The 25226-nt window shown below is 72.5% G+C and carries 23 protein-coding genes; 9 read left to right on the forward strand and 14 right to left on the reverse strand.

Going from position 1 to position 25226, the window contains the following annotated elements:
* Nucleotides 1–128: 128 nt before the first annotated feature.
* The gene (locus J1M46_RS07425) at nucleotides 129–386 is read left to right on the forward strand and encodes a DUF6458 family protein (protein WP_206447232.1); all 258 of its coding nucleotides are present in this window, start codon (nucleotides 129–131) and stop codon (nucleotides 384–386) included.
* Between the two features lie 89 nt (nucleotides 387–475).
* Here J1M46_RS07425 and J1M46_RS07430 read toward each other — a convergent pair whose 3' ends face one another.
* From J1M46_RS07430 to J1M46_RS07440, 3 genes are all read right to left on the reverse strand, one after another.
* Nucleotides 476–2032 (reverse strand): APC family permease, encoded by a 1557-nt coding sequence (locus tag J1M46_RS07430; protein ID WP_206447233.1) that lies wholly within the window; start codon nucleotides 2030–2032, stop codon nucleotides 476–478.
* A gap of 27 nt (nucleotides 2033–2059) precedes the next feature.
* A complete protein-coding gene (locus tag J1M46_RS07435) occupies nucleotides 2060–3421 on the reverse strand; it encodes a flavin monoamine oxidase family protein (protein WP_206447234.1) in 1362 nt (453 codons plus the stop codon).
* 80 nt (nucleotides 3422–3501) lie between these two features.
* A complete protein-coding gene (locus J1M46_RS07440) occupies nucleotides 3502–4125 on the reverse strand; it encodes a TetR/AcrR family transcriptional regulator (RefSeq protein WP_206447235.1) in 624 nt (207 codons plus the stop codon).
* Nucleotides 4126–4211: 86 nt separating this feature from the next.
* On the opposite strand from J1M46_RS07440, the gene J1M46_RS07445 reads away from it, so the two are divergent.
* Together J1M46_RS07445 and J1M46_RS07450 are read left to right on the forward strand one after the other, a co-directional pair.
* Nucleotides 4212–5237: an agmatine deiminase family protein gene (locus tag J1M46_RS07445; protein WP_206447236.1), complete on the forward strand. Its 1026-nt coding sequence runs from the start codon at nucleotides 4212–4214 to the stop codon at nucleotides 5235–5237.
* Nucleotides 5234–7156: an amidase gene (locus J1M46_RS07450; RefSeq protein WP_206447237.1), complete on the forward strand. Its 1923-nt coding sequence runs from the start codon at nucleotides 5234–5236 to the stop codon at nucleotides 7154–7156. Before J1M46_RS07445 ends, J1M46_RS07450 begins: the two co-directional genes overlap by 4 nt.
* Nucleotides 7157–7182: 26 nt before the next feature.
* Here J1M46_RS07450 and J1M46_RS07455 read toward each other — a convergent pair whose 3' ends face one another.
* Nucleotides 7183–7899, reverse strand: coding sequence for an alpha/beta fold hydrolase (locus J1M46_RS07455; protein ID WP_206447238.1), 717 nt, complete (start codon nucleotides 7897–7899; stop codon nucleotides 7183–7185).
* Between the two features lie 56 nt (nucleotides 7900–7955).
* Nucleotides 7956–9476, reverse strand: coding sequence for an MFS transporter (locus J1M46_RS07460; protein WP_206448631.1), 1521 nt, complete (start codon nucleotides 9474–9476; stop codon nucleotides 7956–7958).
* Between the two features lie 61 nt (nucleotides 9477–9537).
* On the opposite strand from J1M46_RS07460, the gene J1M46_RS07465 reads away from it, so the two are divergent.
* Entirely contained in the window at nucleotides 9538–10083 is a 546-nt protein-coding gene (locus J1M46_RS07465; protein WP_206447239.1) for a TetR/AcrR family transcriptional regulator, read from the forward strand.
* A 13-nt stretch (nucleotides 10084–10096) separates the two neighbouring features.
* Here J1M46_RS07465 and serA read toward each other — a convergent pair whose 3' ends face one another.
* Nucleotides 10097–11689 (reverse strand): phosphoglycerate dehydrogenase, encoded by a 1593-nt coding sequence (serA, locus tag J1M46_RS07470; RefSeq protein ID WP_206447240.1) that lies wholly within the window; start codon nucleotides 11687–11689, stop codon nucleotides 10097–10099.
* 122 nt (nucleotides 11690–11811) lie between these two features.
* Between serA and J1M46_RS07475 the strand changes: the two genes are divergently transcribed.
* Entirely contained in the window at nucleotides 11812–12297 is a 486-nt protein-coding gene (locus tag J1M46_RS07475; protein WP_206447241.1) for a YbjQ family protein, read from the forward strand.
* Between the two features lie 66 nt (nucleotides 12298–12363).
* The gene (locus J1M46_RS07480) at nucleotides 12364–12759 is read left to right on the forward strand and encodes a DoxX family membrane protein (RefSeq protein WP_241249053.1); all 396 of its coding nucleotides are present in this window, start codon (nucleotides 12364–12366) and stop codon (nucleotides 12757–12759) included.
* 30 nt (nucleotides 12760–12789) lie between these two features.
* Here J1M46_RS07480 and J1M46_RS07485 read toward each other — a convergent pair whose 3' ends face one another.
* Both J1M46_RS07485 and J1M46_RS15330 read right to left on the reverse strand, forming a co-directional pair.
* Nucleotides 12790–13164, reverse strand: coding sequence for a hypothetical protein (locus tag J1M46_RS07485; RefSeq protein ID WP_206447243.1), 375 nt, complete (start codon nucleotides 13162–13164; stop codon nucleotides 12790–12792).
* Complete coding sequence (locus J1M46_RS15330; RefSeq protein WP_241249054.1) at nucleotides 13161–13565, reverse strand: hypothetical protein; 405 nt, start codon at nucleotides 13563–13565, stop codon at nucleotides 13161–13163. Before J1M46_RS15330 ends, J1M46_RS07485 begins: the two co-directional genes overlap by 4 nt.
* Before the next feature lie 118 nt (nucleotides 13566–13683).
* Between J1M46_RS15330 and J1M46_RS07495 the strand changes: the two genes are divergently transcribed.
* From J1M46_RS07495 to J1M46_RS07505, 3 genes are read left to right on the forward strand one after another with little or no spacing between them, the layout of a single operon-like run.
* Nucleotides 13684–14736, forward strand: a complete 1053-nt coding sequence (locus J1M46_RS07495) for an extracellular solute-binding protein (RefSeq protein WP_241249055.1) — start codon at nucleotides 13684–13686, stop codon at nucleotides 14734–14736.
* Nucleotides 14737–14771: 35 nt separating this feature from the next.
* Nucleotides 14772–16313 carry an ABC transporter permease subunit gene (locus J1M46_RS15760; protein WP_206447246.1) on the forward strand — a complete coding sequence of 514 codons (1542 nt, stop codon included), beginning with the start codon at nucleotides 14772–14774 and terminating at the stop codon, nucleotides 16311–16313.
* Entirely contained in the window at nucleotides 16310–17344 is a 1035-nt protein-coding gene (locus tag J1M46_RS07505) for an ABC transporter ATP-binding protein (protein ID WP_206447247.1), read from the forward strand. The genes J1M46_RS15760 and J1M46_RS07505 overlap by 4 nt, the downstream gene beginning before the upstream one ends.
* A gap of 91 nt (nucleotides 17345–17435) precedes the next feature.
* Here the strand turns inward: J1M46_RS07505 and J1M46_RS07510 are convergent, their stop codons facing one another.
* The 6 genes from J1M46_RS07510 to ilvD all read right to left on the reverse strand — a co-directional run bounded on the left by J1M46_RS07510 (nucleotide 17436) and on the right by ilvD (nucleotide 25171).
* Nucleotides 17436–18425: a DUF2332 family protein gene (locus J1M46_RS07510; protein WP_206447248.1), complete on the reverse strand. Its 990-nt coding sequence runs from the start codon at nucleotides 18423–18425 to the stop codon at nucleotides 17436–17438.
* 64 nt (nucleotides 18426–18489) lie between these two features.
* Complete coding sequence (locus tag J1M46_RS07515) at nucleotides 18490–19956, reverse strand: FAD-dependent oxidoreductase (protein WP_206447249.1); 1467 nt, start codon at nucleotides 19954–19956, stop codon at nucleotides 18490–18492.
* A gap of 81 nt (nucleotides 19957–20037) precedes the next feature.
* Nucleotides 20038–21063, reverse strand: a complete 1026-nt coding sequence (gene ilvC / locus J1M46_RS07520) for a ketol-acid reductoisomerase (RefSeq protein ID WP_206447250.1) — start codon at nucleotides 21061–21063, stop codon at nucleotides 20038–20040.
* Between the two features lie 75 nt (nucleotides 21064–21138).
* Nucleotides 21139–21657 carry an acetolactate synthase small subunit gene (gene ilvN / locus J1M46_RS07525; RefSeq protein WP_206447251.1) on the reverse strand — a complete coding sequence of 173 codons (519 nt, stop codon included), beginning with the start codon at nucleotides 21655–21657 and terminating at the stop codon, nucleotides 21139–21141.
* On the reverse strand, nucleotides 21657–23444 hold the full coding sequence (locus J1M46_RS07530) for an acetolactate synthase large subunit (RefSeq protein WP_206447252.1): 1788 nt from the start codon (nucleotides 23442–23444) through the stop codon (nucleotides 21657–21659). The genes ilvN and J1M46_RS07530 overlap by 1 nt, the downstream gene beginning before the upstream one ends.
* A 29-nt stretch (nucleotides 23445–23473) precedes the next feature.
* Nucleotides 23474–25171 carry a dihydroxy-acid dehydratase gene (ilvD, locus tag J1M46_RS07535; RefSeq protein ID WP_206447253.1) on the reverse strand — a complete coding sequence of 566 codons (1698 nt, stop codon included), beginning with the start codon at nucleotides 25169–25171 and terminating at the stop codon, nucleotides 23474–23476.
* Between the last annotated feature and the right edge of the window lie 55 nt (nucleotides 25172–25226).

Raw genomic sequence — 25226 nt, forward strand, 5'->3', positions numbered from 1 at the left:
CGTACCCGTGCGGACCGCGGGCTCCAGCCTAGTCGCGCGCAAGATCTCCACGCCGCTTCCAGCATTGCGGGGTACATTCGCACCAGAGTCGGCCTGGTCCCTGGCCGTCCCGACGAATGGAGAGCACCTTGAGCATCGGCTTCGGCATCTTCCTCATGGCCGTCGGCGCGATCGTCGCGTGGGCAGTGCCAGCACTCTGGCAGGTCGATGGCGCCAACTGGGCGCTGATCGGCTACATCCTCCTGGGCGCAGGCGCGCTCATCACCCTCATCGGCATCATCATGGCGGCCAGCCGCGGCCGCACCTCGCAGGTCTCGCGCTCGAGCGTCGACCCCGAGTCCGGCACGCGCATCGAGCGCACCGAGCGCCGCGACGACGTCGTCTGAGCAGCCGGAAGGGCGCCGGTCCGCGAATGCGGATCGGCGCCCTTCTCCGTGCCGGAGCCGTGCGGCTCCATCGGCGGGGGTGGAACGCGCTACGTGATGAAGTGCGCCTTGGTATCGAGGCCGCCGCGGTTGAAGCCTCTCGGCAGCACTTCGCCCCGGAAGAAGGGCGGCGCCACCACCCGCATGACGAGCATGAGGACCACGCCGAGCACCAGCATCCCGACCCCCAGGATGCCGACCAGGCCGACTCCCCCGATCTCGGAGCCGGAGCCGTAGGCCGGGTCGAAGCTGTCGACCAGCGTCTGCACGAACAGCGCCACGAGCACCACGCCGCCGATGAGCGGCGCGAAGAACTGTGTGAAGGCCGTGCGCGCGGCGCCGAAGGCGGTCTTGCGGAAGTACCAGACCGCGCTCAGCGCGGTGAGGCCGTAGTAGAAGCAGACCATCATGCCCAGCGCCGTGATGGTGTCCCACAGCACGTTCTCGCTGATGAAGCGCATGACCGCGTAGAACGTGCTGGCGACGACCGCCGACATGATCGTGCCGAACACGGGGGTGAGGAAGCGCGGGTGCACGGCGGCGAAGCGCTTCGGCACCGCACCGTAGTGCCCCATCGCCAGCAGGGTGCGGGCGGGCGAGATGGCGGTCGACTGCAGCGAGGCGGCCGAGGACGAGAGCACCGCGAGCGAGATCAGCCAGCCGAGCGGGCCCATGATCGGGTTCGACAGGTGGAAGAGCACGTTGTCCTGGATGTCGGGGTTGCCGAGCCCCAGCCCACTCTCGCCGTTGCCTGCGAACGACAGCAGCGCGATCGCCAGCAGCAGGTAGAGGCCGAGGACGATGACGATCGTGATGGCGGCGGCGCGACCCGGTGTGCGCTTGGGGTCCTTCGCCTCCTCATTCATCGTGAGCACGACATCCCAGCCCCAGAAGATGAAGATCGACAGGGACAGGCCCGCGACGACCGCGCTCAGCGAGGGCGCATCGAAGACGTTGAACCAGGACAGGTCGATCGGCGTGTGGTCGACCGCGCCGGCGCCGTTCGCCTGCACGAGCGCCGCGATGCCGAAGCCGACCAGCACCAGCACCTGGAACGCGACCAGGAAGAGCTGCAGCTTCTGCGCGGTGGAGATGTCGCGGCAGGAGACCCAGGTGGCGATCGCCATGAACGCGAGGCACGTGGCGACGTTGATGAACGGGTTCGCCGCCAGCTCGGCGATGGCCGCGTCCCCCGTGAGCTGCGCGATGAGCAGGTAGAGGAAGTCGACGGCGATGCCCGCGAGGTTCGAGAGCACGAGCACCGTCGCGATCACGAGCCCCCAGCCGGTCATCCAGCCGAGGTAGGGGCCGAACGCGCGGGTGCCCCAGGTGAACGAGGTGCCGGCGTCGGGGATGGCCTGGTTCAGCTCGCGGTAGCCGAAGGCGACCAGCAGCATCGGGATGAAGCCGATGATGATGATCGCCGGCACCTGCAGGCCGACCGCGCTGACGGTCGGGCCGATCGCGGCGGTGAAGGTGTAGGCGGGCGCGATGGTCGAGACGCCGATCACGACGGCGCCCAGCACCGTCACGGTGCCCTTCGAGAGGCCCTTCGGCGAGATGCCCGTGTCGGGATCGGTGGTGGTGGTGGTGGTTGTGGTGGTCATCGTTGACTCCTGGGTTCGTGCTGAGGATCAGGCGGGCAGCTGCTCGAGCACCTCGTCGGCGGCCGCCCAGCCGCGGCGAATCGCGCCGTCGACGTGCTGGTAGCCGGCCGCCGCGATGTCGCTGCACGCCCAGTGGATGACGCCCTCGGGCTGCGTCTGCAGCGCGCCGTATCGGGAGAGACCGCCGAGGTCGAAGCTCGCGGCGTAGGCGCCGCGCGTCCACTCCTCCGCGCCCCAGTCCGAGAGGTAGAAGACCTCGGGCTCGAGCGCCTTCGGTCCGAAGTAGGCCGCAAGGCCCTGGAGGATCCGGGCGCGCTGCGCCTGATCGCCCAGGCCGAACGACGCATCCGCATCGAGGTCGGAGATGAAGCCCACCAGGGTGCCCTTGGGGTCGTCGTGGTTGGTGTTGTCGTAGACCTCGGAGAGGGCCTCGAACGGGGCGAAGACGGTGCCGGAGAGGCCGTCCTCGCGCCAGAAGGGCGTGTCGTAGACGGCGTGCACCTTGATGACGAGGCCGAGCGAGACGTGCTGGTGCGCCTGGTGCCGCATGCGCGGCAGCGGCGGCTGGAAGTCGATGCGGCTGTAGAGGTTGGGCGGCACGGCGACGATCGCTCGCTTGGCGTGCACCACGATGCCGCCGTCGGCGTGGACGGTGACGCCGTCGTCGCGGCGCTCGAGGCGGCGCACGGGCGCACCGAGCGTCACGGCGTCGCCGAGCTCTGCGGCGAGCATCTCGGAGACCTGCTGCATGCCGCCGACCACGCGGCGGTCGAGGATGAATCCCTCGTCGACGAGGTGCTCGAAGCCGCCGGCCGATGCGGCCATCAGCAGGGCCTGCAGCAGGCTGATCGAGTGCGCGGGCTTCGTCAGCATCGCCTCGGCGACGTAGAGCGAGACGATGTCGGTCGCGGTCTCGTCATCGGACTGGCCGCGCAGCCATGCGCGCCACGACACGGCGTCGTACTCCGCGGCCCGCGGGTGGGCCCATGGGGCGTCGGCGCCGACCTCGAGGCTCATGCCGTGGACGAGGGCGACGAGGCGCTCGATCTCGGCCTCGGTCTGCGCGCCGGCCGGGAAGATGTCGCCGGTGTAGCGGTGGGTCGTGCCCGCGCGGTCGACGTAGAGGCTCTCGCCCTCGCGATAGCGCAGGTAGGTCTCGAGCCCGAGCTCCTCGAGCGTCTGCAGCAGCGCGGTCTGGTCGGGCGAGACCCACTGGCCGCCGATCTCGAGCATCGCGCCGTCGATCTCGCGCGTCCAGGTGCGACCGCCGACACGGTCGCGCGCCTCGAGCACGTGCACGCTGTGGCCGGCCCTGGCGAGCCGCGTCGCCGCGCTCAGTCCCGCGGCCCCGGCTCCGATGACGACGACGTCTACCGTGTGCTCCGCCATGGTGTGCGCTCCTCCGCCTCAGGACGACGCACCGACGCGACATCGCTGGCGACGACTATCGCACACTATTGGTCAAATGATCAATAGCCGCGGAGCGTCAATTCCTCGCGCGGGATCCGAAGCAGGCCGGCGACCGTGCGCACGACGGTGCCGAGCGTCTCCGCCTCGTAGCCCGCCCATACCGCGGCCTGCGCGCTGAGCCCGTCGGTCGCGCCCACCACGAAGCGCGCGAGCGCGAGCGCGTCGGGGGCGTGGAGCGCCTCCGCGCGATGGCCATCCGCCAGCACGGCGGCGACGAACTCCTCCCACGCCCGCGCCTCCTCCGTCAGCACCGCCGCGAGGTCATCGTTGCGGCGCGAGAGGCTCCAGCCGTCGACCCAGACGAGCGCCACGTCGCGGCGGTAGTCGCCGATCAGCTCGCGCAGCAGCACGAGCACCCGGTCGACGTCTCCCCCGGCGCCCGCGACTTCGCCGCGCACCTGCTCGAGCTCCTCGCGCGCGATCTCGCGGAAGATCTCGGCGACCAGCAGCTCCATGCGATCGACGTAGTGCGTGACGAGCCCCGGCACGATGCCCACCCGCTCGGCGACGGCGCGCTGCGTCACCGCGCTCAGCCCTTGCTCGAGCGCGATCGCCCGTGCCGCGCCGCGGATCTCGTCGCGGCGGACGGCGGGGCTCTTCCGGATGCGCTTGCGCTCGGTCATTGCGTCCTCACGAGCTCCACAGTATTGTCTCTCCCGACCGACTTATTGATCGTTCGGTCAATAACTACGACGACGTGGGAGCAGCGATGGCCTGGACGATGCCGGCAGAGGGCACGGAGCACGAGCGGCTGTGGATGGCGTTCCCGCACGGGGAGAACGCCGGCGACGACGCTTCGGCCGTGGCCGCTGCGCACGAGGCCTGGGCGGCGGTCGCGAACGCGGCGAGCGAGTTCGAGCCCGTCACCGTGGTGGTCGATCCTGCCGAGCGCGACGACGCACGCCGCCTGCTCGCCGGCGGCATCACGACCCTCGAAGTGCGGCTCGACGACGCCTGGATGCGCGACATCGGGCCCTCCTTCGTGCTCGACGAGCAGGGCAGGCTGGGCGCCATCGACTGGGTCTTCAACGGCTGGGGCGGCCAGGACTGGGCGAGCTGGGAGCACGACGCGCGGATCGGCGGCATCGTGGCGGAGGCGGCCGGCGCCGAGCGCATCCCCTCCTCCCTCGTCAACGAGGGCGGCGCCATCCACGTCGACGGGCAGGGCACGGTGCTGCTGACCGAGACCGTGCAGCGAGACCCCGGCCGCAATCCCGGCGTCACCCGCGCCGCCGTCGAGGCCGAGCTCGCCCGCACGATCGGCGCGACCCATCCGCTCTGGCTCCCCCGCGGGCTCACCCGCGACTACGAGCGCTACGGCACGCGCGGGCATGTCGACATGATCGCGACGCTGGTCGGCGACGGCCGCGTGCTCGTGCACGCGCAGGGCTCGCCGGAGCACCCCGATCACGATGTGACCCGCGAGATCGCCCGGCTGCTGGCCGAGCAGGTCGATGCCGCCGGTCGCGCGCTCGAGGTCATCCCGCTCGCCGCGCCCGCCGCGCTGCGCGACGACGAGGGCTGGGTCGACTGGTCGTACGTCAACCACGTGCTCGTGAACGACGGCATCATCGCCTGCGGCTTCGACGACCCGGCCGCCGACGCCGCCGCGCGCGCGGCGCTCGAGGCCGCCTACCCCGGCCGCCGCGCCGTCACCGTCGACGCACGCGAGATCTTCGCGCGCGGCGGCGGCATCCACTGCATCACGCAGCAACAGCCGAAGGCCACGCTGTGAACTCGCCGCAGCTGCATGAGGCGAGCGCCGCGACGCTGCGCGCGGCCCTCGACACAGGCGCGACGACCGCGACCGAGCTGGCAGCGCTGACGCTCGCGCGCATCGGGCGGTTCGACGTCGCGGGGCCGCGGCTGCACGCCGTGCCGGTGCTGGCATCCGACATCTTCGACGCCGCCCGCGCCGCCGATGAGCGCATCCGCGTCGGCCGGGCCGCGAGCGCGCTCGACGGCATCCCCTACACCGCCAAGGAGAGCTATTCGGTGCGCGGCATGACCGTCTCTGCCGGCAGCCCCGCCTTCGAGCACCTCGTCGCCGGCGAGGACGCCTTCGCGATCGAGCGGATGCGGGCGGCCGGCGCCGTGCTCATCGGGCTCACCACCATGCCCCCGATGGCCAACGGCGGCATGCAGCGCGGCCTCCGCGGCCGAGCGGAGAGCCCCTACAACGGCGACTTCCTCACCAGCGCCTTCGGCTCGGGCTCCTCGAACGGCTCGGGCTCGGCCACCGGTGCCTCGATCGGCGTCATCGGGCTGGGCGAGGAGACCTGGTCGTCGGGTCGGGCGCCCGCGAGCTGCAACGCGCTCGTCGCCTACACGCCCTCGCGCGGCGTGATCTCGATGCGCGGCAACTGGCCGCTCGTGCCGACGATGGATGTCGCGGTGCCGCACGCACGGTCGATGGCCGACCTGCTGGCCGCCCTCGACGTGCTCGTGCAGCCCGACAGCCGCGCCGACGGTGACTTCTGGCGCGAGCAGCCCTGGCTGCCCATCCCGCCGGTCGACGCCGTGCGCCCAAGCGGCTTCGCCGGCCTCGAGCCCGCTTCGCTCGACGGCCTCACGCTCGCCGTGCCGCGCATGTACATCGGCACCGACGACGGCATCCGCTCCCCCATCGCCACCCGCGAGAGCGTGCTGGCGTTGTGGCGCGCGATGGCCGATGACCTGCGAGCGGCCGGCGCCACGGTCATCGAGACCGACCTGCCGCTGGTGTCGCATTACGAGGGCGACCGCGACGGCGCGTCCGAGATCGTGAGCCGCGGTTTCGTGCCCGAGCGCTTCCTGCGCAGCGAGCTGGTCGAGCTGGCCGCCTGGGGCTGGGACGGCTTCCTGCGCCGCAACGGCGACCCGGCGCTGCCGCGGCTGGCCGACGTCGACGGCGAGCGCATCTTCCCGCACCCGCCCGGCGCCCTCAGCGACCGCTACGACGAGCGCCCACCGGCGCTCGAGCTCGCCGCAGAGGTCGACCTCGCGTCACTGCCGGCGCTGCCAGTGCCCGAGCTCGCGGCGATCCCCGCGATGGCCGAGGGGCTCGCGGGGCTCGACCGCACGCGCGAGCAGGACTGGGACGCCTGGCTCGACGAGCACGGCATCGACGCGGTCGTCATGCCGACGCTCGCCGACGTCGGGCCGGCCGATGCCGACACCGAGCCGACCGCCGCGCGGCTCGCGTGGCGCAACGGCACCTGGGTCGCGAACGGCAACCTGGTCTGGCGCCACTTCGGCATCCCGACGGTCACCGTGCCGATGGGCACGATGGCCGACATCGGCATGCCAGTGGGGCTGACGATCGCGGGCAGGCCCTACGAGGACGAGCGCATGCTGCGGCTCGGGCTCGCGATCGAGGCGCTGCGGCCGCGGCGCACCGAGCCCGCCCGGACGCCGCCGCTGCCCGCGACCGACTGGAGCCCGCTGCCCGCGCCTTCCGGCCAGCCGCAGCTCACGCTGACGGCCGAACGCACCGGCGACGGACTCGTGCTGCGGGGCAGCGCGCGCGGCGACGCGATCGCGATCTGGATCGACGGCGTCCAGGCCGAGATCGAGGCCGAGGCGGATGCGTTCACCGCACGCGGGCAGGGCACGCTCGTCGTCGCGCTCGTGCGTGCGCAGGGCGGCGACGCGGGCGCGTTCGCGCGCGCCTGACCTCGCGCCCCGGAGCGCCGTGGGGCTCAGCCGCGCGCTACCTCGTCGATGAGCGCGGCCAGCTCTGCCGGCCTCGACCACATCGGCCAGTGCCCAGTCGGAAGATCGACCATGGTCAGCGCCCGGTGCTCGAGCACGCCCGCGAGGAACGGTGCGCCCTGCTCGGCGTAGGAGCGGTACTCCTCGGCCGAGTACGCCGTGCAGATGATGGTCGCCGGCACATCGAGCCGTCGGTCGTCGGTGAGGCTCGCAGCGTCGCGCACGGTGCCGCCCGGCTGCGGCACGGCACGGCGGCGGAACTCCTCGAGCTGCGCGTCGGTGAGGTCGCGCATCGAGCCGCCCTCGAGCTCCTCGTCCCAGTTGGCCTCGAGCGGCAGCGCGTCCCCCTCGAACGAGGCGTCCATCGCGGCGCCGTCCACGACGGGCGCCGTGTCGACCCACACCGATCGGGTGACGCGGTCGACGGTGCGGTCGATCGCGATCGTCGCGGGAAGGGCCGCGCCGCTGTGTGCGACGAGCACGACCGGTCCGTCGCCGATCGCGGCCTCGATCGCTGCGGCGTGATCCTCGAGCGAGACGCCGCTCGGGTCGGAGCCGGGCTCGAGCCCCGGAAGGGTGAGCGCCGTGACGTCGTGGCCGAGGCTGCGGAGTCTCGCAGCCACGTCGTCCCACGCCCACGCGCCCAGCCAGAAGCCGGGCACGAGCACGATGCGGGCAGAGCCGGTCTCGTGAGAAGTCGTCATGCCGGCGACGCTAGTGCCGGGCGCCGACATGCGCCAGCGGTCGCTCGCAGCGTCGTTCAGTCGCCCGAGCCGCGCAGCGAGCGCCACGCGACGACCATCGCGAGCAGCATGAGCACCGCCCCGGAGATGCTCGTGGCGATCACCCCGTGGTCGAAGGCGACGCGGGCCGCCTCGAGCAGCCGCTCCCCCGCGGGCCCTGCGCCCTCGGTGACGGCGACCGCGCCCCCGAGCGTCTCGCGCGCGGCCTGCGCCATCGCGGCATCCGTGCCGGCCGGCACGACGAGCGTCGCCCGGTAGACGGCCGTCAGCAGGCCGCCGAGCAGCGTCGTGCCCAGCACGGCCCCGAACTCGTAGGCGGTCTCGGAGAGGGCGGATGCGGCACCGGCCTTCGCGGGCGGCACCGCCGAGAGGATGAGATCGTTCGAGATCGTCTCCGCGGCGCCGATGCCCAGCCCCAGCAGCGCGAACGACACGGCGATGCCCAAGATGCTGACGTGCTCCCCCAGCACCGCGAGCATGCCGTAGGCGGCGAGCGATGACCCGAGCGCGACCACCACGGCGACGCCGGGGTCGACCGAGCGCACCACTCGCACCACCAGCAGGCCGGCGAGGATCATCGCCACCACCCCCGGCACCAGCACGAGCGCGGCGTCGAGCACGGGCATCCCCTCGACCAGCTGCAGGTGCTGCGTGACGAAGAAGAGGAAGCCGGTGAGCGCGACCACGCTGAGCAGGTTGACCAGCAGGGCGCCGCTGAACTGCGGCACGCGGAACAGCCCCACGTCGAGCATCGGGGAGGCGACCCTGCGCATCCGTCGCACGAACAGCCAGCCGGCGAGCACCGCCACGAGCACCAGGCCGATGCCGAGCAGATCGGCGCCTGCGACGGCGAGCTCCTTGATGCCGGCGGCGAGACCACCCAGCGCCAGCATCGACAGCGCGATGCCGATCGGGTCGATGGGACCGGGCGCGGGGTCGCGCGACTCGTCGACCAGCAGCGGCGCGAACACCAGCAGCGGCACCAGCACGGGCACCGCGATCAGGAAGATGGCGCCCCAGTGGAAGTGCGCCAGCAGCGCGCCGCCGACGATCGGCCCGGCGGCGGAGCCCGCCGAGAAGGCCGTCGCCCAGATCGCCACCGCCAGCCGCCGCTGCCGGCGGTCGAGGAAGATCGAGCGCAGCAGCGCGAGGGTCGAGGGCATCAGGGTGGCGCCGAAGAATCCGATCGCGGCACGCGCGGCGATAAGCATCTCTGCGGTCGGCGCGAACGCCGCGAGCACCGAGAACACCGCGAAGCCGGTCGCGCCGATCAGCAGCAGCTTGCGGCGCCCGATGCGGTCGCCGAGGTTGCCCATGGCGACCAGCAGCGTCGCCAGCACGAGCGAGTAGGCGTCGATGATCCAGAGCTGCTGTGCCGCGGTGGGCTGCAGCGCGATCGCGATCTCGGGCAGCGCGAAGTTGAGCGCGGTGATGTCGATCGAGACCAGCAGCACCGGCAGCATCAGCACCGCGAGCGCACCCCAGGCGCGCGCACCAGCGCGCGGGGTCGCCGATCCGGCGGGGCTCGTGGTGCTCATCTCGTTCGTCACCGCATCACTGTACCGTCTGGACGGTTTGTTGTCGAGGTAGGATGCGGGCATGAGCAAGGCGGATGACACCCGAGAGCGGATCCTGGACGCCTTCGAGCGGCTGGTGGTCGAGTCCGGCGAGCGCGCCGGCACGATCGCGGCGACCGCCGATGCCGCCGGCGTCTCGAAGGGCGGCCTGCTCTACCACTTCGGCTCCAAGGGAGCGCTCGTCGACGGGCTCGCCGAGCGCCTCGACCGCTTCGGCGAGCACGAGGAGGAGCGCCTCTCCCCCATGCCCGATGCCGTCACCGTCTTCCTGCGCGAGTCGCTCGCGGCCGAGGACCCCATCGATCGCACGCTCGTCGCGCTGCTGAAGCTCGGGCAGCTCGACGAGCACGTCGCCGCGCGCGATGCCCTCGATCGACTCGACGAGCACTACCTCGCCGCGCTCACGACCAGCCTCGGCGATCGCGACCTCGCGCTGCTGGTCGTGCGGCTGAGCGACGGCATCTACCTGCGCTCGGTCATCGGCGGCGCCGGCTCGCTGCCGCCCGACTCGGTCGAGCAGGTCATCCGGTGGCTCGAGCAGCTGCTCGCGCGGAAGGCCCAGTCGTGAGCGAGCCCCGCCGCTAGAACTCGCGGATCTCGATCTGCCGGATCGCCTTCGCCTCGATCGCGCTGCCGAGCGCCTCGACCAGCTCCTCGGGCGCCGACTGGTCGATCGTGACGATCGAGAGCGCCTCGCCACCGGCCTCCCTGCGGGCGATCTGCATGCCGGCGATGTTGATGCCGGCCTCGCCGAAGAGCGTGCCGTAGGCGGCGACGACGCCGGGGCGGTCGACGTACTGCATGACGATGAAGTGCTGCGCCATCGGCACCTCGACCGACTGGCCGTTGACGCCGACGATCTTCTCGATCTGCTTCGGTCCGGTCAGCGTGCCCTCGACGGTCACGCGGCGCCCGTCGCTCGTCGCGACCACGATCTCGATCACGTTGCGGTACTCGTCGCTGCGCTCGTCGGCGGTCAGCTCGCTCGTCACCCCGCGCGACTCGGCGAGCACCGGCGCGTTCACGAACGTCACCTGCTCGCTCACGATCGACGAGAAGAAGCCCTTGAGGGCCGCGAGCCGCAGCACCTTCACGTCGTAGGCGGCGAGCTCGCCGTGCACCGCGACGTCGATGGCCTCGACCGGTCCGGCCGCGAGGCCGGCGGCGAACTGGCCGAGCCGCTCCGCCAGCGGGATCCCGGGGCGCACGTACTCGTCGATGACGCCGCCAGCGACGTTCACCGCATCCGGCACCAGGTCGCCCGCGAGCGCCAGCCGCACCGAGCGGGCCACGGCGACGCCTGCCTTCTCCTGCGCCTCGTCGGTGGAGGCGCCCAGGTGCGGCGTGACCTGGATGTTGGGGGCGGAGGTGAGCGCGTCGTCCTTCGGCGGCTCGTTCACGAACACGTCGATGCCGGCACCCGCGATGCGACCCGAGCGCAGCGCATCGGCGAGCGCGGCCTCGTCGATGATGCCGCCGCGCGAGGCGTTGACGATGCGCAGGCTCGGCTTCGCGAGCGCGAACTGCTCGGCGCCGATCAGGCCGACCGTCTCGGGTGTGCGCGGGATGTGGATGGTGATGAAGTCGGCCTCGGCCATCAGCTCGTCGAGCGCGCGCAGCTCGACGCCCAGCTGCGCGGCGCGCGCGGGGCTGACGAAGGGGTCGAAGGCGATCAGCTTGGTGCCGAAGGCGGCGAGCCGCTCGGCCACCAGCACGCCGATCCGGCCCAGGCCCACGATGCCGACCGTCTTCTCGTACAGCTCGACGCCCGTGTACGCCGAGCGCTTCCACTCGCCCGCTTTGAGCGACGCATCCGCTGCCGGGATGTGCCGGGCCAGGCCCAGCAGGTGCGCGATGGCCAGCTCGGCCGCCGAGACGATGTTCGAGGTGGGGGCGTTGACGACCATGACGCCGGCCTTGGTGGCGGCAGGGATCTCGACATTGTCGAGGCCCACGCCCGCGCGGGCGACGACCCGCAGCTTCGGCGCGTGCGAGAGCGCCTCGGCGTCGATCCTGGTGGCGCTGCGCACGAGCACGGCGGATGCGTCGGCGAGCGCCGCGAAGAGCGCCGCACGGTCGGTGCCGTCGACGGTGCGCACATCGAAGTCGGGGCCGAGGGCATCGACGGTGGCGGCCGAGAGCTCCTCGGCGATCAGGACGACGGGCTTGGACATGCGGGACTCCTTGCGGGGTGGGGGCAGGCAGCACGTCGTCGTGCCAGGCCTCCAGCGTACCGACCGGAGCGTGCGCCGCCGTTCCCGTGCGTCTTACAGCGCCGCGGGTCCAGGATGCATGCATGCTGATCGTGACGACGAACGAGATCCCGGGCTTCCGCATCCTGGCCGTGCAGGGCGAGGTGATGGGCCTCACGGTGCGCAGCCGCGACGCCGCGACGAACTGGGTGGCGGGCTGGCGCGCCATCGGCGGAGGCGAGATCCCCGAGTTCACGCAGATGCTCTACGAGGCGCGCATGCAGGTGATGGGGCGGATGGTCGACGAGGCCCAGCGGCGCGGGGCGAACGGCATCGTCGCCATGCGCTTCGACGCCAGCGAGATCGCCACGCAGTGGACGGAGATCTGCGCCTACGGCACCGCGGTCGTGATCGAGGCGATCCCGGACGGGCAGGAGGGCGCGACCCCGCAGTCGGCAGAGCTCGCCGCACGGTTCCCGCGGCGCGCGGGCGAACACCCGGCGCCCGGGGGCGCCTTCGCGCCGCCGGCCGACGTGCCGCCGGTGCCGCCGGGCGCGCCAGACCCCTTCGGGCTGCCGCCCCGCCTGTAGTCCGCCCCAATCATAGCCCGCCCGGCCTGGCGCGAGCGAGCCGGCGAATGCGGGAGAATGGTCACGATGGACGCCTTCGCAATCGTGCAGCTGGTGCTGCGCATCATCCTCGCCGCCGTCTTCATCGGCATGGGGGTCACCCACTTCCTGCCCCGCGTGCGCCGCACCATGGCGGCCATGATCCCGGCTGGATTCGCCGGCCCCGAGCGCAAGCGCGCGCTGCCGCTGGTCACGATCTCCGGCGTCGCCGAGATCCTCGGCGGCATCGGCCTGCTCGCGCCCTGGTGGGGTGTGCGCTTCGCCGCCGGGCTCGCGCTCATCGCGCTGCTGGTCGCGGTGTTCCCGGCCAACGCCGAGGCCGCGAAGAACCCGAAGCGCTTCGGCTCCGTGGCCATGCCGCTCGTGCCGCGCGCGATCGGGCAGGTCGTGCTCGGCGCGCTGCTGCTCGTCGCCGTGATCTAGCGCCGGCCGACGCCGCGGCGCCTGCTGCCGCTATCCACCGAGCGCGGTGAGGGCGATCTGGCGCGCCAGCTGCTCGGCGAGCAGGCTCAGCTGCGCGCTCACGCCGAGCGCGATCAGCAGCACGCCCGCCTTCGGCACCAGCCGCATCCGCCGCCCCACCCACAGCGCCGCCGCGAACAGCAGCACCGGCACCGCGATGCCGGCGTAGAGCAGCCACCACGGGGTGGCGCCCTCGATGGCGCTGCCGAGGTAGAGCAGCGGCAGCTGCTGCAGGTTCGCGACCGCCTCGACGACGTCGTAGCCGAAGGCGAGTGCGAACAGCAGCGCGATGATCCAGCTGTCGCCGGGGCGCTCCTCCCGCGGCTCGCGCGCCGCGGCGGCCGTCACGCCATCACCGGCGCTCACGCCAGCACCCCTGCGACGAGCGGCCACGGCGCGGTGACGACCAGCCCGGCGAGCCACCACAGCGCCCGGCGCGGCAGCGGCGCGACGCGGTCGACGACGAACCACCACAGCAGCGGCGTCAGCACCGCCAGCAGCTCGCCCAGCTGGTACATGGCGAGCGCGATCAGGCTCGGCTGCTGCACCGGGTTCGCGACCAGGATCACGATCCAGCCGGCGGTCGCGGCGACCGCGAGCACCAGCATGAGCCAGCCGAGCGGGCCGCGGTGCCGCGCTTCGCGCGCCACGGGGGCGGATGCGGTGGCCCCGGCAGCGCCGTCGGCCTCCTCCTCGTCGTCGACGACAGACAGGCGATCGAGCTCGTCGTCGCCGTTCCAGTGGAGGGCATCCTCATCGCGGTTCATCGCATCGAGCCTACCGACGGCTGCGGCATGTGCGTGCGGCGGTGGTGACTTAGGGTACCCTTACCTATCGAACCGGGCGCGCTGTGCCCGATCGGATGCCACACACCTGGAGCCACTCTTGCACCGTTCCTTCTCGCGCGCGGCCGTGCCCGCCGCCGTCGCCGCACTCGCCCTCGTGCTGACCGGATGCGGATCCGCCGCACCCCAGACGTCGGAGAGCGACGGCGCGAGCAGCGCCGCCGACGGCGCCTTCACGCTCTACGCGGGCCGCAGCGAAGACCTCGTCGAGCCGCTCATCGCAGCGTTCGAGGCGGAGTCGGGCATCGACGTCGAGGTGCGGTACGCCTCCTCGACCGAGCTCGAGGCGCTGCTGCTCGAGGAGGGCGACCGCAGCCCCGCCGACGTGTTCTGGTCACAGGACGCCGGCAGCTTGGGCGCTGTCGCGGCCGCAGGGATGTTCACACCGCTGCCGGAGGAGATCACCGGGCTCGTGCCCGCCGACTTCAGCTCGGTCGACGGCAGCTGGGTGGGTGTCACGGGCCGCGCCCGCGTGATCGCCTACGACAGCGAGGATGTCGCCGAGACCGAGCTGCCCACCGAGATCGCAGAGCTGACCGACCCCGCCTACGCCGGCCGCGTCGCGTTCGCCCCTGGCAACGCGTCGTTCCAGTCGTTCGTCACCGCGATGCGCGTGCTCGAGGGCGAGGAAGCCGCGGACGCCTGGGTCGCCGCGGTGGCGCAGAACGACCCGATCCTCACCGAGTCGAACGGCCAGACCCTCGACCTCGTGCAGTCCGGCGAGGCCGACTTCGGCCTCATCAACCACTACTACTGGTTCGAGGACGCGAACGAGCTCGGCGCCGAGAGCATGCGCGCACAGCTGCAGTTCCTGCCCGGCGACCCCGGCGGCATCGTCAACGTCACCGGCGCGGGGCTCCTCACGGGCGCAGCGGGCGACGAGGATGCGCTCGCGTTCATCGAGCACCTCGTCTCGCCCGAGGCGCAGGAGTACTTCGTCACCGAGACCTTCGAGTACCCGCTCGTCGACGGCGTCGAGGCGGCTCCGGAGCTGCCGGCGATCGACTCGCTCGCGATCGACGGCCTCGACCTGGCCGACCTCGCCTCCCTCGCCGACACGCAGGCGCTCCTCGCCAAGCACGGCCTCCTCTAGTGCAGCGCGCGCCGGCACGCGCTCGACGTCCCTTGGTGGGCGGCGCGCGCGTGCTGGCGATGCTGGGCACGCTGGCGGTCGCGCTGCTCGCGGCACCCGTCGTCTACCTCGTGGTGCGTGCGCTCGGCGCCGACCCGCTCGCCTCGCTGCCGCTCGTGCTGCGACCGCGCACCGGCGCGCTGCTGCTGACGAGTCTCGGCCTCGCGCTCCTCGTCGCACTGGCCGTCGGTGCGCTCGGCACGCTGCAGGCGCTGCTGCTCGCCCGGCTGCGGCTGCCCGCCCCGCGCGTGCTGCTCGCGCTCGCCGCGCTCCCGCTCGCGATGCCCTCGTATGTCGCCGCCTTCGGCTGGCTCGGCCTGGTGCCCTCGATGCAGGGCTTCTGGGCGGCGTGGCTGCAGCTGACGATCGTCTCCACCCCCTACGTCACGCTGCCCGTCTATGCGGCGCTGCGCTCGGCGCCCGCCGGCCTCGAGATCGCGGCCCGCTCGCTCGGGCGGGGACCCATCGCCGCGCTGCGGCAGGTGACCTGGCCGATCGTGCGACCCGCAGCGACCGCCGGCGCGCTGCTCGCCGGCCTCTACGCCCTGGCTGACTTCGGTGTCGTCTCGCTCATGCGGGTCGAGACGCTCTCGACCGGCATCGCCCGGGCGATGGGCGCCGGCTTCGACCGCTCCTACGCGGCGCTGCTCGGCCTCGTGCTGGTCGCCGCCGCGATCGCGCTGGTGCTGCTCGAGCAGCGGGTGCGCCGCGCCGTTCCGGCAGCGCGGGTGCGCTCCGCCGCCCCGCTGCGACTCGGCGCCGGCCGCTGGGCTCCGCTCGCCATCGCGACGGTGCTCATCACACCGCTCGTGGCCATCGGCGTGCCGGTGGCAACGCTGGTCGCACGCGCGCTGCACGCCCAAGCTGTGCGTTCCATCGAATGGGCCGAGCTGCTGCAGACCGCCGGCACCTCCGTGTCGCTGGCGCTGGTCGCCGGTATCCTCGCCATCCTGCTGGCCGCACCGATCTCGCTGCTCGCCGCACGGCATCCGTCACCCGTCAGCCGCACGCTCGAGGGAGCCGCGACCATCGCTCATGCGCTACCGGGCATCGTCGTGGGGCTCTCGCTCGTGTTCCTCTCGCTCGCCCTCGTGCCGTGGGCCTACCAGACGATCGGCGTGCTCATCGCCGCCTACGCGCTGCTCGCCACACCGCGCGCCGTCGGCGGGGTGCGCGCCGCGATCGAGCGGGTGCCGGTGCGGTACGAGCAGCTCGCGCGATCGCTCGGCCGCCGCCCCGCGCGTGCCTTCTCGAGCACCACCGGCCGCATCGCGATCGGCGGTGTCGGCGTGGCCGCGCTGCTGGCCGCCGTCGCCGCGCTCAAGGAGCTGCCCGCCACGCTGCTGCTGCGGCCCACCGGCGTCGACACGCTCGCCACTGCGCTGTGGGCGCGCACCGACGTCTCTGAGTACGGAGCGGCCGCGCCGTTCGCCCTGGTGCTCGTCGCGTGCGCCGCCGTGCCTGCCATGCTGGTGCTCGCGACCGCCGTGGAGCGGGATCAGGACATCGACCTCACCGATCGGAGCGCGGCACCATGAGCGGGCTTCGCGTCTCCGACGCCACAATCGGCCACCCCGGCAGCGGCGACGTCGTGCACGAGGTCTCGCTCGAGGTGCCGGTGGGCGGCGTCGACGCGGTGCTGGGCGCCTCCGGCTCGGGCAAGTCGACGCTGCTGCTGGCGATCGCAGGCCTGCTGCCACTGCGCACCGGTGAGATCGCTGTCGGCAGCGACGTGATCTCCAGCCCGCGCCGCACGGTGCCCCCCGAGCGCCGCGACGTCGGCTGGGTGCCGCAGGACGCATCGCTCTTCCCGCATCTGAGCGTCGCGCAGAACATCGCGTTCGGCCTGCCGCGCGGGCAGCGCGACCCGCACGGAGAGCGCGTTCGGTCGATGCTCGAGCTGGTCGAGCTGACAGGGTTCGGCGACCGCTCCCCCGCCGATCTCTCGGGCGGTCAGGCGCAGCGCGTGGCGCTCGCCCGCGCGCTGGCCCCGGCGCCGGGCATCGTTCTGCTCGACGAGCCCTTCTCGGCGCTCGACGCCTCGCTGCGCGTGGGGCTTCGGCGCGAGATCGGGCGGATCCTGCGCGAGGCGGGCGCGACCGCGCTGCTGGTGACGCATGACCAGGAGGAGGCCTTCGCGCTCGCCGACCGCGTCTCGGTGCTGCGCGAGGGCCGCCTCGAGCAGACCGGCACAGCCGAGGAGCTCTTCGCTCGGCCGCGCTCGGCTTGGCTCGCGGCCTTCCTCGGTGAGTCGACCCTCGTGCCTGCCACGCGCGAGGGCGACGCATGGGCGACACCGCTCGGCCCGGTGCCCGCGGCGCCCGGGGCCGTCGGCGACGAGCGGGCGCTGCTGATCGTGAGGCCGGAGCAGCTGAAACCCTACGCGGCAGGCGCACCGATCACCGTGCACGACGTCGAGTACTCCGGCCATGACCGCCTGCTGCTCGCATCGGCCGACGGCGTGCCGGGCACGGTCCTCATGCGGATGCCGTCCGCCGTCGGCATCGTGCGCGGTGCCGTGATGCCGGTGCGCATCCACGGGACGCCCCACGCGGTGCCGCTGGCCTGAGCGCCGCTGGCCTGAGCGCCGCTGGCCTGAGCGCCGCTGGCCTGAGCGCCGCTGGCCTGAGCGCCGCTGGGCCGAGGTGCCGCCGGGAGCACTACCGCGGGATGTCGTCGAGCCAGGTGATGGCGCCGCCGTGCGGGTCGGTGACCGCGAGCGGCTGCGCGTCGCGACGCAGCACGAAGTCGCCCGGTTGCGCCCACGGAGCGGGCGGGCCGATCTCGAGCGTCATGCCCTCGTTCGCCACCCAGGTCACGGGCAGCTCGCCCATCAGGTCGGCGAAGGCGGCGCGCTCGTAGGCAGAGACGTAGGCGAGCACCGCCGAGTGCCACACCACGACCGTCGGCGCATGCCGCGCCGCCTCCTCGACCACCGCGCGCGTGTCCACCGTCAGATCGCCGCGGCGCACGTGCGCGGGCTCCCGCCGGGCGATCGCGATCGCGGTGCGCACCCGGTCGACGCATGCCCCGTCGACGCCACCCGACGCATCCGGCCACACGAGCGCCTCGAGCCACGCCTTCGTGTCGGGCTCGTCGGGGTCGAGCGGCTGCAGGTCGAGGCCGCCGCGCCACGCGATCGCCGGCAGCCGCTCGGGCAGCGGGGTCGACGGCGAGGCGACCGTCTCCAGCAGCGGCAGCGCCGCGTCGCCGACGTACTTGCCGGCGCCGAAGCGGTAGCGCCAACGATCCGGGTAGAGGCACAGGCCGGCCGAGGCGCCCACCTCGACCAGCGCGATCGGCCCCTGCAGGTGCGCGATCGCGGGCAGCAGCGTGGCCATGCGGCGCGCCTCGTTGGTCTGCGTCATGCGGGCGAGCATGGTCGAGCGGATGCGGTTCCAGCTGCCGGCGATCATGTCGCGCACGTCGCTCCACGGCTGCAGCGGCACACCCTCGAAGCGGGCGGCGGCGAAGAGCAGGTTCGCCTGCCGCTTGATCGGCTCGAGCTGAGCGATCGCTTCGCAGAGGACGGGATCGTTTGCGATCCCGCGCGCCCATTCGGCGTAGCGCGGCGAGCGGTCGTCGGCCTCCAGCTGCGCCCAGCGCAGGTAGGCATCGCTGACCTTCTTGTCGTCGCTCACGCTCTCCACCCGCACCAGCCTGCCACCTCGGGTCTGGGCTCGGGCCGCGACCGGCTGCGCGCTGGGCCGCCGCTCACCGCAGCGCGTGCAGCGGGCAGGCCGCCGGGCCCTCCAGCCGGGTGCCGTCGGGCGCGAAGCGGGAGCCGTGCGCCGTGCAGTCCCAGCTGCGCTCCTCGGCGTTCCAGCGCACGAGCGCGCCGACGTGGGGGCAGTGCGCCGAGACGCGCCGCGTCGCTCCGTCGACCGTCGAGGTCGCGACCAGGCGGAAGCCGTCTCGGCCGACGCGCCCCTCGCCCTCGGCCGGGGTCGACGCCGGCGCGAGCGCAGCCGCCAGCCGGCGGGCCTGCGTGCTCGCGACTGCGCCGAGCGTGCCCGTGAGGTGCCCCACTGCGGCAGGCGTCGTGCCGCGCCGCCGCAGCGTGCGCGCCCACTCGGGCTCCCGCCCGGCGATGCGGCCGGTCAGTGCGAGCGCGCTCATCGCGCCGCCGGTCATGCCCCACTTGTCGAATCCGGTGGCCAGCAGCACGCGGCCGCGCGAGCCGGGCCTGGCGCCGATCCACGGCAGCCGATCCGGTGTGCGGTAGTCCTGCGCGCTCCACGCGTGCGTGCGCTCCGCGCCCTGCCAGTGCTGCCGCACCCAGGCGTCGAGCTCGGCCAGCAGCCGGCGCGGGTCGGGATGACGACCCACTGCGTGGCCGACGCCGCCGGCGACCAGCAGCGTCTCGCCGTCGACCGTCGCGGTCCGCAGCGATCGGGAGGGCGCATCGACGCTGAGCGCCATCACCTGCGGCAGCGCCCCGGCCACGCGGTAGGCGGCGGCGTACGAGCGGTGCGCCTCGAGCAGCGCGGTCGTGCCCCTGGCAGGCACGGGGGCGCCGGTGGCGAGCACGGCGAGCTCGGCGTGCCACTGCCCCGCGTCGGTGTCGAGGCGCACGCCCTCGGCCGTCGCGTGCACACCGCGCACGGCCGCGCGCATGATGCGGCCGCCGCGCTCCCGCAGCTCCTGTGCGAGCACGGCGAGCACCGCCATCGGCTGCAGCTGCGCCTGCTGCTCGAGCCTGATCGCGCCGGCCACCGGGAACGGCAGCGACTCGGCACCGCCCCGCTCGACCGGCAGGCCGAGGCTGCGCGCCGCCTCCAGCTCGCGCTCGAGCGCCTCGGCGCCCGCACTGCCGGAGGCGTACGACACCGCCGGCATCGTCTGCGCCGGCTCGCCGCGCTCGGCGAGCAGCTCGAGCAGCCGTCGCTGCCCCTCGAGTGAGCCGTCGACGAAGGCCTGGGCCGCCTCGGCCGATGCCAGCGCCAGGATGCGGTGCAGCCGGTCGCCCTGCAGCAGGCTCAGCTTGGCGGTGGTGCTGCCGGTCGCGACCGCGCCGACCTCGCGCGCCTCGAGCACGACCACGCCCATGCCCCGCCGGGCGAGCAGCGCCGCCGTAATCAGCCCGGTGATGCCGCCGCCGACGACGGCGACCTCCGTGCGCCTGGGCGCCTGCTCGTCGAAGCCGATGGTGGGGCCGGTCGCCTGCCAGAGGGAGCGCATGTCCCCCACTCAACGCGGCAGCGGCGAAACGCGCAAGGGGCGAGGATCCAGGGTTGGATCCTCGCCCCTCGCGAGGTGCGGTCAGCGCTGGGCGCTGCCGTCGACGTAGTCGGAGTCGGGCTGCTCCCACGCGAACAGGCCGCGCAGCTTCTTGCCGGTCGCCTCGATGGGGTGGCCCTCGGCCTTGGCGCGCAGCGCCTTGAACTCGGGGCCGCCGGCGTCCTGGTCGCCGATGAAGCGCTCGGCGAAGGCACCCGACTGGATGTCCTTCAGCACCGCCTGCATGTTCTCCTTGACGCTCGGGTCGACCACCCGCGGGCCGGACACGTAGTCGCCGTACTCGGCCGTGTCGCTGACCGACCAGCGCTGCTTGGCGATGCCGCCCTCCCACATGAGGTCGACGATGAGCTTCAGCTCGTGCAGCACCTCGAAGTAGGCGATCTCCGGCTGGTAACCGGCTTCGGTGAGGGTCTCGAAGCCGTACTGCACGAGCTGCGAGACGCCGCCGCAGAGCACTGCCTGCTCGCCGAACAGGTCGGTCTCGGTCTCCTCGGTGAAGGTGGTCTTGATGCCGCCGGCGCGCAGGCCGCCGATCGCCTTCGAGTACGACCAGGCCGTCTGCCAGGCCGAACCCGACGCATCCGACTCGACGGCGACGATCACGGGCACGCCGCGGCCGGCCTCGAACTCGCGGCGCACCGTGTGGCCCGGGCCCTTGGGCGCGACGAGCACGACATCGATGCCCTTGGGCGCGTCGATGTAGCCGAAGCGCACGTTGAAGCCGTGGCTGAAGAGGAGGGTCTTGCCCTCGGTCATGTGCTGCGCGACCTCGTCGTTGTAGATGTGGCGCTGGAACTGGTCGGGCGCGAGCAGCACGACGACGTCTGCCCATGCGGCGACCTCGGCGGGCGTGCCCACCTCGAAGCCGGCCTCGCTCGCCTTCTGGCGGCTCTTCGACTCCGGCTGCAGGCCGACGCGCACGTCGACGCCCGAGTCGCGCAGGTTCTGCGCGTGCGCGTGGCCCTGCGAGCCGTAGCCGATGATGGCGACCTTCTTGCCCTGGATGATGCCGAGGTCGGCACCGTCGTCGTAGATGACCTCAGTCATGGTCTCTCCTCTTCGTGATGTCAGTCTTGCGGATGCGGTGCGTTGCGCGGGCGCGCACGCACCGATGCGAGGGCCTCAGGCGCGGTCGCCCTTGAGCACGCGCTCGCTGATGGACTTGCCGCCGCGGCCGATGGCCAGCAGGCCCGACTGCGCGATCTCCTTGATGCCGTAGGGCTCGAGCAGCTTCAGCAGCGCCTGGCACTTCGGCGAGTCGCCCGTGACCTCGATCACGAGCGCGTCGGTGGTGACGTCGACGACCCTGGCGCGGAACAGCGTCGCGGCCTCCAGGATCTGCGAGCGGGTCGCGTTGTCGACCTTCACCTTGATCAGCAGGTGCTCGCGCTGCACCGACTGCTCGGGCTCGAGCTCGACGATCTTGACGACGTTGACGAGCTTGTTCAGCTGCTTCGTCACCTGCTCGAGGGGCAGCCGGTCGACGTCGACGACGACCGTGATGCGGCTGAGGCCCGGCACCTCGGTGCGGCCGACCGCGAGCGAGTCGATGTTGAAGCCGCGACGGGCGAACAGCCCGGCGACGCGGGTCAGCAGACCCGGCTTGTCCTCCACCAGGAGGGACAGGACGTGGGTGCTCATCACTCCTCCTCCCACACCGGGCTGTGATCCTTCGCATACTCCACGAAGGAGTTCGAGACCCCCTGCGGCACCATCGGCCAGACCATCGAGTCCTTCGAGACGATGAAGTCGATCACCACGGGCCGGTCGTTGGTCTCGAGCGCGAGCTTGATCGCCGGGTCGATCTCCTCAGGCTTCGTGACGCGGATGGAGAGGCAGCCGTAGGCCTCGCCGAGCTTCACGAAGTCGGGGATCATCTTGGCGTCGGAGCCGGTCTCCAGGTCGGTGAAGGAGTGCCGGCCCTCGTAGAACAGGCTCTGCCACTGCCGCACCATGCCGAGCGACGAGTTGTTGATGATCGCGACCTTGATCGGGATGTCGTTGAGTGTGCAGGTCGCGAGCTCCTGATTGGTCATCTGGAAGCATCCGTCGCCGTCGATCGCCCACACCACGCGGTCGGGCTCGGCCACCTTCGCGCCCATCGCCGCAGGCACCCCGTAGCCCATCGTGCCGGCGCCGCCGGAGTTGAGCCATGCGTTGGGCCGCTCGTACTTGATGAACTGCGCCGCCCACATCTGGTGCTGGCCGACGCCCGCGGCGTAGATCGCCTCTGGCCCGGTGAGCTCGCCGATGCGCTGGATGACGTGCTGCGGCGAGAGCTTGCCGTCGGTGGGCTCGGTGAAGCCGAGCGGGAAGCGCTCCTGCAGCGCCTGCAGCCGCTCCCACCAGTCGGTGAGATCCGGGCGCTCGCTCACGGCGAGGTCCTGGAAGGCGATCGACAGGTCGGAGAGCACGTCGCGCACATCGCCCACGATCGGCACGTCGGCCGTGCGGATCTTGGAGATCTCGGCCGGGTCGACGTCGACGTGGATGACCTTCGCGCCGGGCGCGAACTCGGCGACCTTGCCGGTGACGCGGTCGTCGAAGCGCGCGCCCAGGGCGATGATGAGGTCGCACTCCTGGAAGGCGAGCACCGCCGGCACGGCGCCGTGCATACCGGGCATGCCCAGGTGCTGCGGGTGCGAGTCGGGGAAGGCGCCGCGGGCCATCAGCGTCGTGACGACCGGTGCGCCGGTCGACTCGGCGAAGTCGAGCAGCTCGGCCGAGGCCTTCGCGCGGATGACGCCGCCGCCGACGTACAGCAGCGGGCGCTGCGACTCGGAGAGCAGCTGCGCGGCAGCGGTGATCTGCTTGCCGTGCGCCTTCGTGACCGGGCGGTAGCCGGGCAGGTCGAGCTTGTCGGGCCACACGAACGGCGCGCTGTCCGCCTGCGCGTCCTTCGTGATGTCGACCAGCACCGGGCCGGGCCGGCCGGTGGAGGCGATGTGGAAGGCGGCCTTGATGGCGGCCGGCACATCCTCGGGGCGGGTCACCTGGAAGGTGTGCTTCGTGATCGGCATCACGATGCCGGTGATGTCGGCCTCCTGGAACGCATCCGTGCCGATCAGGTGGCTGAAGACCTGGCCGGTGATGGCGACCATCGGCACCGAGTCCATGTAGGCGTCGGCGATGGCGGTGACGAGGTTCGTGGCGCCCGGGCCGCTGGTGGCGAGGCAGACGCCCACCTTGCCGGTGGCGGCGGCGTAGCCCTCGGCGGCGTGGCCGCCGCCCTGCTCGTGGCGCACCAGGATGTGGCGGATGGCGCTCTGCTGCATCAGCTCGTCGTAGAACGGGATGATGGCGCCGCCGGGGATGCCGAAGACGTCGGTGACGCCGAGCAGCTCGAGCGACTTGAGGACGGCGCCTGATCCGGTGAGGATGGTCGGCTCGGCGCTGCGGGGCGGCGCAGGCCGTGGGGTGATGGTCATGGCTCTCCTGGGCTCGATGCCTGGATGCGTCAGCCCGTGACCGCGCCGGTGGCGGCGGATTGCACGAGCTTCGCGTACTTGGCGAGGACGCCGCGCGTGTAGCGCGGGGGCAGCGGCTCCCAGCCGTCACGCCGGGAGGCGAGCTCTGCCTCGTCGACGATCAGGTCAAGCGAGCGAGCGGCGATGTCGACCTTGATGCGGTCTCCGTCGCGCACGAAGGCGATCGGACCGGAGTCGACCGCCTCAGGGGCGATGTGGCCGATGCATAGGCCGGTTGTGCCGCCCGAGAATCTGCCGTCGGTCAAGAGTAGTACATCCTTGCCGAGGCCCGCGCCCTTGATGGCGGCGGTGATCGCGAGCATCTCGCGCATGCCGGGGCCGCCCTTCGGGCCCTCGTAGCGGATGATGACGACGTCGCCGGCCTTGACCTCGCCGGCCGTGAGCGCATCCATCGCGGCGCGCTCGCGGTCGAACACGCGCGCGGGGCCTTCGAATACCTCGGCGTCGAAGCCGGCCGTCTTCACCACCGCGCCCTCGGGGGCGAGCGTGCCCTGCAGGATCGTCAGCCCGCCGGTGGCGTGGATGGGGTTGTCGATCGCGCGCACGACGGTGCCGTCGATGGGCTGCGGGTCGAGCTCTGCCAGGTTCTCGGCGAGCGTCTTCCCGGTGACGGTGAGCACGTCGCCGTGCAGCAGGCCCGCGTCGAGCAGCGCCTTCATCACGACGGGCATGCCGCCGACGCGGTCGAAGTCCTGCGCGACGTAGGCGCCGAAGGGCTTGACGTCGGCCAGGTGCGGCGAGCGGGCGCCGATGCGGCGGAAGTCGTCGAGGGTGAGCTCGACCTCTGCCTCGTGGGCGATCGCCAGCAGGTGCAGCACGGCGTTCGTCGAGCCGCCCAGCACCATCGCGACGGTGATGGCGTTCTCGAACGCCTCCTTGGTGAGGATGTCGCGGGCGGTGATGCCGCGGCGCAGCAGCTCGACCACGGCCTCGCCCGACTGGCGCGCGTAGTAGTCGCGGCGGCGGTCGGCCGACAGCGGGGTCGCCGAGCCCGGCAGGCTCATGCCGAGCGCCTCGGCAACGCACGCCATGGTGTTGGCGGTGTACATGCCGCCGCAGGCGCCCTCGCCGGGCGCGAAGCCGCACTCGATGCGGTGCAGATCCTCGGCGGAGATCTTGCCGGCCTTGAAGGCGCCGACGGCCTCGAAGGAGTCGATGATGGTGAGCGACTCGGGGATCGTGCCGTCCTCGAGCTTCGCGAAGCCCGGCGCGATCGAGCCGGCGTAGACGAACACGCTCGCGAGATCGAGGCGCGCGGCGGCCATCAGCATGCCGGGCAGCGACTTGTCGCAGCCGGCCAGCAGCACGGTGCCGTCGAGCCGCTCGGCGTTGACGACGACCTCGACCGAGTCGGCGATCACCTCGCGGGAGACGAGCGAGAAGTGCATGCCCTCGTGGCCCATCGAGATGCCGTCCGAGACCGAGACGGTGCCGAACTGCAGCGGGTAGCCGCCGCCGCCGTGCACGCCCTCCTTCGCCGAGCGCGCGAGGCGGTCGAGCGAGAGGTTGCATGGGGTGATCTCGTTCCACGAGCTCGCGATGCCGATCTGGGGCTTCTCCCAGTCGCCGTCGCCCATGCCGACGGCGCGCAGCATGCCGCGGCTGGTGGTGGCTTCGACGCCGTCGGTGACGGCGCGGGAACGCGGCTTGATGTCGATCTCTGGCATGCCCCGATCCTACGCCGCGGGTGATGTCAGATTTCTCTCCCACCCGGATCGACAT

It is taken from the genome of Agrococcus sp. KRD186 (genome assembly GCF_017168255.1).
Taxonomy (GTDB): Bacteria; Actinomycetota; Actinomycetes; order Actinomycetales; family Microbacteriaceae; genus Agrococcus.